The organism is Oleiphilus sp. HI0132 (genome assembly GCF_001635845.1).
The window spans coordinates 1-623 of the sequence record NZ_LWGJ01000775.1; the positions used below are offsets into that span (position 1 = coordinate 1).

Genomic DNA, 623 nt, shown 5'->3' on the forward strand with positions numbered 1-623 from the left:
GGTAGACGCTTATCATCAGAAAGCGCTACGTTTTCTACGATTGCACCGAACTTGATCGCATCCCAAATGATTGGCTCATTCTTTTGAGATAGATCAATAGTCTTCGCATAGCAGCCGCCTTCAATATTGAAGACAACGCCTTTGCCCCAACCGTGCTCGTCATCACCAATAAGGTAACGCGCAGGGTCAGCAGACAAGGTAGTTTTACCTGTACCTGACAAACCGAAGAACAATGTTGTTTCGCCGTCATCACCAACGTTTGCAGAACAATGCATTGGTAATACGTCTTTCTCTGGCAACAAGAAGTTCTGAACAGAGAACATTGCTTTCTTCATTTCACCCGCATAACGCATACCTGCAAGCAAAACGCGACGCTTGGCGAAGTTGATGATTACTGTACCGTCACTATTAGTACCGTCACGCTCAGGTACACACTCAAAGCTTGCAACGTTTAGGATTTCCCATTCTTGCTTATCGGCCTGGTTATATTGCTCAGGGCGGATAAACAGATTGCGACCAAACAGGTTCTGCCAAGCAGTTTCTGTTGCAACCTTAACAGGTAGATAGTGATCAGCATCTGCACCCACGTGAAGGTGAGAAAGATAGCTATCTCGCTCAGCCAA

General features: G+C 46.1%; 1 protein-coding gene. It reads right to left on the reverse strand.

Features of this window, described 5'->3' with window-relative positions; all coding sequences use genetic code 11:
* Window positions 1-623, reverse strand: a 623-nt coding sequence (locus A3766_RS09130; protein ID WP_156508811.1) for a phosphoenolpyruvate carboxykinase (ATP), incomplete at both ends; no start/stop codon positions are given.